The 10,738-nt window shown below is 58.7% G+C and carries 8 protein-coding genes and 1 pseudogene; 4 read left to right on the forward strand and 5 right to left on the reverse strand.

Translation table 11 applies throughout. The annotated features are described in order from the left end of the window. The first annotated feature begins 148 nt into the window (after nt 1-148). The 4 genes from trxB to infA all read left to right on the forward strand — a co-directional run bounded on the left by trxB (nt 149) and on the right by infA (nt 3,382). A complete protein-coding gene (gene trxB, locus XdyCFBP7245_RS18460) occupies nt 149-1,117 on the forward strand; it encodes a thioredoxin-disulfide reductase (RefSeq protein WP_104616941.1) in 969 nt (322 codons plus the stop codon). Nucleotides 1,118-1,171: 54 nt separating this feature from the next. Further along, nucleotides 1,172-2,290 (forward strand): GNAT family N-acetyltransferase, encoded by a 1,119-nt coding sequence (locus tag XdyCFBP7245_RS18465; RefSeq protein ID WP_104616942.1) that lies wholly within the window; start codon nt 1,172-1,174, stop codon nt 2,288-2,290. Between the two features lie 43 nt (nt 2,291-2,333). After that, entirely contained in the window at nt 2,334-3,083 is a 750-nt protein-coding gene (gene aat, locus XdyCFBP7245_RS18470; protein ID WP_104616943.1) for a leucyl/phenylalanyl-tRNA--protein transferase, read from the forward strand. An 80-nt stretch (nt 3,084-3,163) separates the two neighbouring features. Continuing rightward, nucleotides 3,164-3,382, forward strand: coding sequence for a translation initiation factor IF-1 (infA, locus tag XdyCFBP7245_RS18475; RefSeq protein WP_002813418.1), 219 nt, complete (start codon nt 3,164-3,166; stop codon nt 3,380-3,382). An 863-nt stretch (nt 3,383-4,245) separates the two neighbouring features. Here the strand turns inward: infA and XdyCFBP7245_RS18480 are convergent. The 5 genes and pseudogenes from XdyCFBP7245_RS18480 to XdyCFBP7245_RS18495 form a co-directional block, all read right to left on the reverse strand. Further along, on the reverse strand, nt 4,246-5,883 hold the full coding sequence (locus XdyCFBP7245_RS18480) for a tannase/feruloyl esterase family alpha/beta hydrolase (protein WP_211287743.1): 1,638 nt from the start codon (nt 5,881-5,883) through the stop codon (nt 4,246-4,248). A gap of 445 nt (nt 5,884-6,328) precedes the next feature. Beyond that, nucleotides 6,329-7,714 (reverse strand): AvrBs1/Avra family type III secretion system effector, encoded by a 1,386-nt coding sequence (avrBs1, locus tag XdyCFBP7245_RS18485; RefSeq protein ID WP_244907854.1) that lies wholly within the window; start codon nt 7,712-7,714, stop codon nt 6,329-6,331. A gap of 194 nt (nt 7,715-7,908) precedes the next feature. Beyond that, nucleotides 7,909-8,271, reverse strand: a pseudogene (locus XdyCFBP7245_RS18490) (DNA-binding protein); the annotation flags it as partial. Nucleotides 8,272-8,636: 365 nt separating this feature from the next. Then, nucleotides 8,637-10,076, reverse strand: coding sequence for an AvrBs1/Avra family type III secretion system effector (gene avrBs1 / locus XdyCFBP7245_RS23870; RefSeq protein WP_342352097.1), 1,440 nt, complete (start codon nt 10,074-10,076; stop codon nt 8,637-8,639). Then, nucleotides 9,970-10,227, reverse strand: coding sequence for a hypothetical protein (locus XdyCFBP7245_RS18495; protein WP_104616945.1), 258 nt, complete (start codon nt 10,225-10,227; stop codon nt 9,970-9,972). The genes avrBs1 (XdyCFBP7245_RS23870) and XdyCFBP7245_RS18495 overlap by 107 nt, the downstream gene beginning before the upstream one ends. Nucleotides 10,228-10,738 lie beyond the last annotated feature (511 nt).

Below are 10,738 nucleotides of genomic sequence, written 5' to 3' on the forward strand. Positions count from 1 at the left end.
ACATGCAATCAGGGCGGACCATGCCATCTGCGGTTCAAGCAGTTCCATCGCGCCGCCTTGATTCACCGGGTGGGGACCGCCACTCTATGCCGCCACGGGGGCGCAATTCACCGGCGCCGTCCCTACCACTCCTAGATCGCGAGTATACATGAGCGCCTCATCTGCCAGTCCCGCCAAGCATTCCCGCCTGCTGATCCTGGGCTCCGGCCCGGCGGGCTGGACCGCCGCAGTCTACGCCGCCCGCGCCAATCTCAAGCCGGTGGTGATCACCGGCTTGCAGCAAGGCGGCCAGCTGATGACCACCACCGAGGTGGACAACTGGCCGGGCGACCCCCACGGCTTGATGGGCCCGGACTTGATGAACCGCATGCAGGCGCATGCCGAGCGCTTCGAGACCGAGGTCATCTTCGACCACATCCACACTGCCGATCTGTCGCAGCGGCCGTTCCGGCTGATCGGCGATAGCGCCGAGTACACCTGCGACGGGCTGATCATCGCCACCGGCGCCACCGCCAAGTACCTGGGCATCCCCAGCGAAGAGGCCTTCAAGGGCCGGGGCGTTTCCGCCTGCGCCACCTGCGACGGGTTCTTCTACAAGGACCAGGACGTGGTGGTGGTCGGCGGCGGCAACACCGCGGTCGAAGAAGCGCTGTACCTGTCCAACATCGCGCGCAAGGTGTACCTGGTGCACCGCCGCGACACCCTGCGCGCGGAAAAGATCATGCAGGACAAGCTGTTCGCCAAGGTCGCCGCCGGCAAGATCGAAACCGTCTGGCACCACGCCATCGACGAAGTGCTGGGCAACGATGCCGGCGTGACCGGCGTGCGGGTCAAGTCCACCCTCGACGGCAGCACCCGCGATATCGACGCGCACGGCTTCTTCGTCGCCATCGGCCACCACCCCAATACGCAGCTGTTCGACGGCCAGCTGGCCATGAACAACGGCTACCTGGAAATCCGCTCCGGCCTGAACGGCGCAGCGACCGAGACCTCGGTGGCCGGCGTATTCGCCGCCGGCGACGTGGCCGACCAGCACTACCGCCAGGCCATCACCTCGTCCGGTTTCGGCTGCATGGCCGCGCTGGATGCCGAGCGTTATCTCGACAAGAGCGCCTGAGATGGCTGCTGACCGCCGGCCGCGCCGCGCGGACAGCACCAACGGGCCGCGCGCATGAGCGTGACGGCCCGCTGGTGTCGCCGGCTGGACGAGCTTCCTGCCGGTGCCTGGGATGCGCTGCACGACGGCCGCCATCCCTTCGTCAGCGATGCATTTCTGCAAGGCCTGGAACGCGAAGGCTGCCTGCGTCCGGATTGGGGCTGGAATCCGCTGCACCTGACCTTGTGGACCGGCGACACGCTGGTCGCCGCCGCGCCGGGTTACCTGAAAAACAATTCGCACGGCGAGTTCGTGTTCGACCATGCCTGGGCGCATGCGTATGCACGCTACGGGCAGGAGTATTTCCCGAAGTGGCTGTGCGGCGTGCCCTACTCGCCCGTCACCGGCCCGCGCCTGCTCGGCGCGCCCAAGTGGCGTGGGCACTTGTTGGCCGCGATGCGCGAGCTGGTGGAGCGCAGCGGCTTGTCTTCGGCGCATGTGAATTTTCATCTGGCCGATGAAGATGCCGCATTCGATGCCGACTGGCTGGAACGCAACGATCTGCAATACCACTGGCACAACGCCAGCGGCTGGAGCGACTTCGAAACGTTTCTGGCGGCGATGGACCACAAACGCCGCAAGAACATCCGCCAGGAACGCGCCAAGGTGCAGCGCGCCGGCGTGCAGCTGCGCGTGGTGCATGGCGATGAGGCCAGCGAGGCGGACCTGGACGCCATGTACGGGTTCTATCTCAAGACCTTCAACGAGTACGGCAATTCGCCGGCACTGACTCCCGAATTCCTGCGCCACCTGGCGCAACACCTGGCGCGTCAGCTGGTGATGTTCCTGGCCGACCTCGATGGGCAAGCGATTGCCGGTGCGCTATGCCTGCGCGGCCACGACACGCTCTACGGCCGTTACTGGGGCGGCGAAGCCCTGCCCGGGCTGCACTTCGAAACCTGCTATTACCAGGGCATCGAATACTGCCTGCGCGAAGGTCTGAGCCGCTTCGAGCCTGGCGCACAAGGCGAGCACAAGATTGCGCGCGGCTTTCTGCCGACAGTAGTGCGCAGCCGTCACTGGATCGCCGATCCCGGCTTCCGCGAACCGCTGGCGCAATGGTGCGCCGACGAACGCGAGGCCGTCGCGCGGCACGCGGTCGAACTGGCAGACCACAGCCCGTTTCGCGACTGACCCAATGCGCACCGCCCGCACGCAGCACCGCTAGACTCACTCCATGTCGCGCGCCCTGCCCCACCTGCTGTCACCGGACCCTGCCAGCCCGTTTCCGCCGGTCGAGCGCGCCTTGCGCGAGCCCGACGGCCTGCTCGCCCTGGGCGGCGACCTGCACCCGCAACGCCTGCTCAACGCGTATGCGCACGGCATCTTTCCGTGGTTTTCGGAAGGGCAACCGATTCTGTGGTGGAGCCCGGACCCGCGCATGGTATTCCGCACCGATGGCGTGCGCCTGTCGTCGCGCTTCAAACGGCAGCTGCGCAACTGCAACTGGACCCTGCGAGCCGATACCGCATTTGCACAGGTCATTGCCGCGTGCGCGTCCAGCTCGCGTCCCGGACAGGACGGCACCTGGATCACCGCGCAGATGCAGGAGGCCTATGTCGACTTGCACCATCGCGGCCACGCGCACTCGCTGGAAGTGTTCGACGGCGCGCGCCTGGTGGGCGGCATCTACGGCGTGGCGATCGGCCAGATGTTCTTCGGGGAAAGTATGTTCAGCGCAACCAGCGGCGGCTCGAAAGTGGCGTTAGCCGCGCTGGCCGCCGACCTGCATACGCGTGGCTGGCCGCTGCTCGATGCGCAGGTGGAAAACCCGCACCTGCTCGGCCTGGGCGCGCAGCACATGCCACGCGCGGAGTTTGTGCAAAACGTGCAGCGCCAGGTAGCCCTAGTGGAACCGGCCGGTAGCTGGTCCGAACGCTACGGTGAGCGGCCCGTCACGGCGCTGGGTGAAGCCCACTTAACATAAAATTTGCACCACGGGGAGATGGAGCGTAAAATGCCGTCCCTTACGGCCCTTCCGGGCCAGCTTTGATTGCACAGGATTACATGTCGAAAGACGACTCCATTGAATTCGAAGGCAGCGTCAGCGAGACGCTTCCCAACACCACGTTCCGGGTCAAGCTGGAAAACGGGCATGAAATCATCGCCCACATCTCCGGCCGTATGCGCAAGAACTACATCCGCATTCTGACCGGCGATCGGGTCAAGGTTGAGATGACTCCGTACGACCTGACCAAAGGCCGTATTACCTACCGCATGAAGTAAGCGGTTCTGGTGCTGAGACGCAAGGCGGCCCGTGGCCGCTTTCTGTCGTGCCTGCGATTTGGCAAGTGGCTTGCATCTCGACAGAGCAAACTAGTCATGTCCGAGCCGAGGAGTTCCGGCCCGCAATCCGATGACGAGCCTTGCAGGCACGCCCTAAACGGGGAAGATACATAGAACGGACCCCGATAGACGCTTAGCGATAGCAGGCCCGCTCAGGCATCGCAATACATCCGCGCCGCGTGCAAGCGGGGTCAGACGACTTAAATCCTGTGCCAACCGACGATCGTCGACGCCCGCCAGGGGGTCCGCCAAGGGGCAACCTGAGGGTCGGCAGGGATTCATGTAAAAAACAGCCAAAAGTGAGCTAACTCACTGGCAGCAAAGGTTTTTTACATGAATCCCTGCCGACCCTCATCCTGGGGCGCCGTGGACCGATCACTGCTGACAATTGGTGACTGAAAAGGATTTTTTCAGGGACGACGCTTTACATGGCTGGTCACGTACGGGCTGAGGCGCTACTCGAAATTGGGGGTGGGTAATAGACGGGCCGCATCGCCGGACGCGCATTGAGCGCGGCGCTATGGCACCTTCCGTCCTGGTGTATCGGCGCACGGCCTCGCGCCGACCGTCTATGATCCACCCGCACTGTTTTCCCGCCGACTCGGGTAGCAGGGTGTCGGAGCGGGAGCCACTACGGATACCGCATCACCTGCATAGTGGCGACCTTTGCGCCATCCAGCTCAGCCAACGGGTGGGGTTCCGACTTACATCCTCATCCCCCCGGCAAAGCCGGGGGATATTTACTTCGTGGGTCATTACCACCGGGCGAGCGGCTTGCAAGCTCACGCGTGCGAGCGCCCGACTCATCGGCCTTGGGCCGCGCTTGGCAACGGTGCGCGCGCAGACGCAGCAACGTCGAGGTAGGCACCGCGCGGACTGTCCACACAGAGGAAGTTTTGCGCATCGTCGGCGCTGCCCTGGCCGATCCATAACGCCGATTGCGGATAGTGGCAGAGCGGCCGGGTGCGGACCACACCCTTGGCCGGGTCGTCATTGGTATATTTTGCTGCGACGATGCGCTCCGGTGCGATGCCTTGCTCGACCCACGCCTCCATCGCCGCCAACACGTCGTGCTGGGGATCCATGGCCAATGCGGGCGGCCCATACAGCGCGCCAAAGGCCGACGTGCCGGGCCCGCCGGTGAAGTGGCCCATGCCGGGCACCATGAACAGGCGGAAGAACTGCTGGGTCTGGGCAAGCGCATCCTCGGCCCTGCGGATCTGCGGGTTGTCCAGCCATTGCCTGGCCACGACCGATTCGTAATAGGTGATCGCGCCTCGCGGTGGAACCACCGGATCTTCCCAGCCGATATACAGGATCATCTTGCCGTTGCGCGCGCGAAATCCGCTCAGATCCGCGGAGGTGGCATCGATGACGCTGGCCAGCGGCTGGCCGGCAACTGGCTTGCGTTCAGCGCGGGCGACATCGGTATCGAAGTTCACCTGCGTATGGTCGAACCCGGCGCTGGCGGTATCGAACACCATGTTGGCGAAGAACTGGTTGGCGAGCACCGCATGGCCGCCGCCGGGAACGGCGGCGTTGCCGGTGATCCACTGGTCCCATGTCCCCGGCGTGGCGACCGCAAACGGCTCGAAACCGTAGTAGATGCGCTCGCCGGTGCGTGGGTTGACCGGGCCGGCAAGGATGGCAGCGAGCGTCTGCAGCTGCGGCGCAGTGAGGCACGCGTCGGACTCGGCCCCGCTGCACAACAGCACGCGGGGATCGAAGCGGCACCGGCGTGGGTCGTTGACCACGCCGTCGGCCGTGTGGTCCGTCGCATCGCATTGGGCGAGCGCGGCGGCCTGGATGGCCGGCAGCTTGGCCGCCGCGATAGTCGCCGCCGGACTGCCGAACTGGGCATCCTCCGACCACAGCCAGGAAAACGCGGTGTGGACCCAGGCGCTGGACGGCGCATCGACGATGATGCCATCGAAGGCGCCCGGATAGCGCTGCGCCGCGATCAGCGCATCGCGGCCACCATTGGAGGCGCCGAAAAAGTAGGAATAGCGCGGCGCACGATGCGTATAGACGGAAACCAGCGCCTTGCCGTTGGAGATCGTCGTGGCCAGCGCCTGATAGCCCCAGTCGACGATTTTCTGCGGGTGGCCGAGCGCAAAGCTGGCATCGCCAATCGAGGCCCGGTGGCCGCCATCGGTGGTTGCGGTCGCATAGCCGCGGCGCAAGGCGAAACCAAGCGACCTGTATTTAATGTTGCCGGCGAAAACGACCGTACCGACCTGCAGGTAGTTTTGATTCCAGCCCGCGGACGGAATCCACACCTCGAACCCGATGTCCGAATCGCTGGTCGGCCGCGACACACCGACGACACGACAGAATGCCGGCAGTGCGTCGAGCACGGTGCCGTCCGGCGCCGTAAAGGCACCGGCGGGTACGTCGGTAGCGCTGCTGATTGTGGTGGACGGCAGAGACACCGCGAGCATGTCGGCGCAAGCGGCCGACGCCGATGCCGTTGTCAGCAAAGCGCTGGTTGCTGCCAGCGTCCGTAGCAACACGCGTAACCCGTTCAATCGCAACATGAGCATTTCCTTTGGTTGAAGAGCAGGCGGCACCGGCTGCGCCCCCTTGAAAGCGGCGTGAAAGCGGCGGGAGCGCAATCTTTATCAGTAGCAGATTGCTGTTTTTTTTACACGAATCCCTGCCGACCCTCGTCCTCAGCCCGTACGTGACCAGCCATGTCAAGCGCTTCGGGGATTACCTCATTGAAGTGGAGTCGATCCTGGAACCGTATGAGACTGAACTGGCGTTGGCGGTGTAGTTTTGTTGCCTCAAAATATCCGCTAACTCACTGATGCAATGGGTGAAACGCGCTCATGTGAGCTATTTTTACACGTATGTCGGCTGAACCCCGATATACAGGTGAGTGATTCAGACTCCATCTGTGACGTGTAAAAGCTTGGAGGAAAGAAAAATATTTATACCCTCCATTATTTCTTCAATTCTAAAATCCAATAAACTCATCTCGCGAATATAACTTCCTGCTTCATCTCTATCGTAAGTGCAAAGTGAAACACCCAGACGCAACGATTGGCTAATTTCATTAGCTACAAATTCCCTTTCTTGTGCGCTAAATGCTGAAACCCTTTCAAGCGTTGACTTTCTATCCAATGCGACTTGTGGGCCAAGCCATGATAGTTGGCGCTCGATAAAATCCGCGACCATTTTATTCCTGTGCCCGTCATCATCGATCTCTTGCGCTATCGACAACATCTCCAAATTAAATTCAATCAAGGTAGCGACCGCCAAGGGACGAGATTCACCGACTGCTATAGCTTTGGCGTCCCACAGTTCAAGCTTGGTACAATATTCATTATGTCTCAAAGTACTAGCAGGTTTTCTTGATTGCAACAGCACCTGGTGTTCAGCCAATTCTTCAATGTAGTGAACAAAATCGTTGGAAATCCTATCTGGATCATGCCTTATGAAGGGAGTAAGATTCCTCTCAATCAATCCCAACTTTTCGGCATGACTAAGCGACCCACATATTTTTTCGTATCTGGAATTAAATGCATTGTTGGATTTGAAAGAATGCACGTCGCCAAAACCATTTCGAGACGCCAGATAGTCTGATTCACTACGGCGGTTGCTTTGGCCATATACGACTGAAGGGAGGCCTCTGTATTTTTGTTTATCCTTTGCTCGGGGGACTTCAGATATCAAATTCATCCGCACTTCCTTTTTTACAAGGGAGGCAGGCGTCATGACAATGTCATGCAGCGTGGATTTATTGCAAATTGTATCAACTTCTCTTTTGGCTGGCGTCTTTCCTTCCGCACCAAATTTACTAGCCACCTCTTGTGGGTTTGAAAATCGTAAAGATCGAATCATTAAAGGCTTTCCTTTCCCATACTCTTCAGTAATCTGTGAATTTCTTTTTATTAGCAATTCCTTGACTGAAGATCCATCAATGAGCTCTTTGAGTTCGACTCTATTATTTATTTCAGCCATCCCTCTCTGCAACTGCGCTAAATTCTGAACTAGTAATTTTTTCTGTTGGACTCGCTCTAACGCCGGGGTGTGCAAAACGGCTATATTTTCTTTTATTACTCTTTTCTTGGGTGCTTTCTTCAGGATTGGTGAATCAAGCGACGACGTCACCAGTCCAGAGGTCATAGAGTTATCTTCCTGAAGCGCTGCTTTCGACCGAGGTGGTTGCCGGCTTGGTAAATCAGCGAGCTCTGCGGGAACCGCTTGATGAACGTGGTTTGATACAACCTCCTCATGAATACTCTCAGCGGAGTCGGCACTCTTCATCCACTCGCTGCCGGCCGATGGTGCAATTGAACTAGATATTGTGTTTGGCATTTGCAATCATCCACATATAGGTGACTGTAGAAGCCAGTTTGGCGGAGAGCGCGCTGCTTCGCCTCACCTCACCGAAGTCATAGCTGTGACGACGAAGGCATTGAGGCGGAGGATGACCCATACCTTCCCCAACAGGCTGAGCATCAGCCTCCTGGCGATGTACTGGCTGCGATGGTCTTTTCGTGTTCGTCAACGGGGCGCGGTGGCCGCAGCTGCGCCAGGAGTTGTTCCAACGTGCTCAGGCGTACCGTGGCCCGCAAGGTCTCCACCTCGGCGTGTTCCCGGCGCTGGCGCTCTTCGACCAGATCGGTCCGCGCCGCAGCCAGTTCGGCGCGCACGCCTTCCAGCGCTTGGACATCTATGGTCCATCGCACCTGCAGGCCTTGGTGCTCGGCGGCTGTCAGGCGCAGCGCGTCGCGCTCGCGCTGCTGGGCGTCGGCCCGCTGGCGTGTCTGCGTCAGTTCCCGCTCCAGGCGGGTATGGCGTTCCAGCCACTGGCCATTGTCCAGGGTCGGCGGGGATTCGTGGAAAAAAACAGCAAAAAATGCGCTAACTCGCTGATACAATGGATGAAATACGATCGTGTGAGCTTTTTTCACACGTATGTCGGCTGAACCCCTACTTGGAAACGCATTCCCCGAGGCAGATCACCTTTGGATCGCGCGCGCAGCTCGGGGGCAGGTTCTAGGCGATCGCGCTGGGCTGGCGAAGCGAGAAAAAAATGCGTGCCAAGCCATCCTCTCGCTGTTCGAGCTTGGCCGCAAAATTGGCCGAAAAAAATCCAAACAAGCAGGGGGCGCTGATCTGGGGGTGTAGGGGCAGAGCCCCTACGCAAACGCCTCACATGCGCCGGCGTCGTCGTGGCCCCAATTCAATCTGGCCCACTGGCGAGTTCGAAAGAAAAATCCAATTGCCACCTACTCGACAAGTTCGGCAGCCTCGCACCAAGATATCGCTTGATCCCTGCCAAGATGTCCTCCCTACTAAAATCGCTAAACGCAAGGGTAAGGAGCGCACTGCCAGTCTCATTATATTGGTATGTGCAAAGAGTAACCCGTTCCCGAAGTTGGTCTAACACGCCATCAAGGTAGGCCTGTTTTTCACTATCACCGAGCGTCGATAGCCGGCTTTCGACGCTTTCCAAACCTAGGGGTGTCTCTGACGGGTCGGCAGGCCATGCAAGCTGTCGTCGCAGATGATCCGTCAACGTTTCCCCATTCGCTCCGTCACTCGAAAGGGAACGTTCCAACAATGCCATCTCAATGTTGAATTCAAGGAGCGTTGCAATCGCAACGTCTTTGGCATCACCAATTTCAACGGCCTTTGCATCCCAAATTTCTAATTTTGCGAAGAACTCGTTGTGAGTCAGGATCCGGGAAGGCTCTGCTGCTTGCCGGGTAGACAGATCATTTGCCAAGTCCTGAGCCGAGTGAGAAAAGCCTTCCCGCGGACGCAGCGGATCCGGTTTTATGAACCGCTTTGAGTTTTCCTCAATAACGGTGAATCTTTCGGCGTGACTGAGGCTTGGAGCACGGTCGAGGTAGCCATTTAAATGGAAGGCCTTGCTCGTTTGATATGTATAAATGTCCCCGAATCCTGGTCGTCGCAAGCCTTTGGCTAGCAAAGGACTTTGCCCAGATGATTCATCCACTGCAGGCGGCAAGTATACAACTGACGGAAGCCCCTTCCACTTTGGACGATATGGCTTTTCCATCCGGGAAATGATGCTTGATTTGAATCGTGAGCCAATCAGCGTCGATGGTGTTGCCACGATGTCAATGCCCGGTACATTATTCATCAATGTATCAATTTCGCGCTTGGCAAGGGTCTTGCCGCCATCGCTCGATTTCGTAAGAGCCTCTTCATCGGATGTGTACCTCAATGAGCGTACGAACGCTGGTTGGCCGGCGGAAAAGCGATTTTCGATGTCGCTATTTTTAGTAAATAAAAAATGCTCGCTCGCCGGAAGGGATGAATCAATCGTTGCCCCCTTGCAAAGCTTTTCGTAACTCGCTGCGACTTTTTGCACTTCCCCCTTCTTCTCATGTACGCGATTTAACAGGTTCACTTGCCCCTCGCTCAGACGTTCCAGCGAACGTGCTTGCGTGGAGCTACGATGAAAATTGCGCAAACCAGTCAGTGGGCCGGCGTCTTGCTGCCTCAGAACGCGTTCTGGGGCGGATTGACTTGACCGCCTAGCCAATTCATTTACTGATGAGGTGGATGCGGTACTGGCTGCCGGCGTAGAAGTAGGTTTCATGTCCATGCCTTCGGCTTGTGAAATTGCTAACGATCGGGAATTTCTCGACATTGGCAAAATAGATGAGTGTTTTCCTCAGGCCGGCGAGAATGCCCTCTCTTCCAGGCCGGGCGCTGGACTGGCGGTCTTGCGATGCATTGTTGAGGGTCTGCTGAGTTCCGGAGTCCTTCCCGAAAGCAAGCTGCGCATACTCCGCAGCCATACATGACCCAGTTTTTAGGATTGTCATGTCGATAGTTGTTCAAGTTGCTTTCCACCATATTATGAGGCTCGAGGAGCTGGTGCTCACCAGGACATCCGAAATCTGATTGACATAAGCGAAGCGGCCCGAATAAGAATGAGATGTTTTTTTGGGGCGGTTGATCGATCCAAATGGCACTTTTGGCAGCTATGTGCGCACTACCCCAGCATCCCGCGCAGCTGCGTGGATGAACCAGTCGCCACGGGGCCGCTATTTCAGACACTGAGACGACGGCCAGCTATACCGGTGAGACACCTACCCACAGGATCAAAATCATGAAACCACAAACCTTCAACGCGCACTTCGAAGTGTTTATCATCGCTGGCATCGGCGCGGCCGCCCTTGTGCTGACTTCAAACTATCTAAGTAACCTCTGAACAACTGTAATGACCCATCGGTTTCTGCACAGGTCAGGTGGTTAATGTAGCGGCATAGGCTTGGTCAGGCGTCATCATCTTCAGTGCCTGATGCG

The organism is Xanthomonas dyei (assembly GCF_002939865.1).
GTDB lineage: Bacteria > Pseudomonadota > Gammaproteobacteria > Xanthomonadales > Xanthomonadaceae > Xanthomonas > Xanthomonas dyei.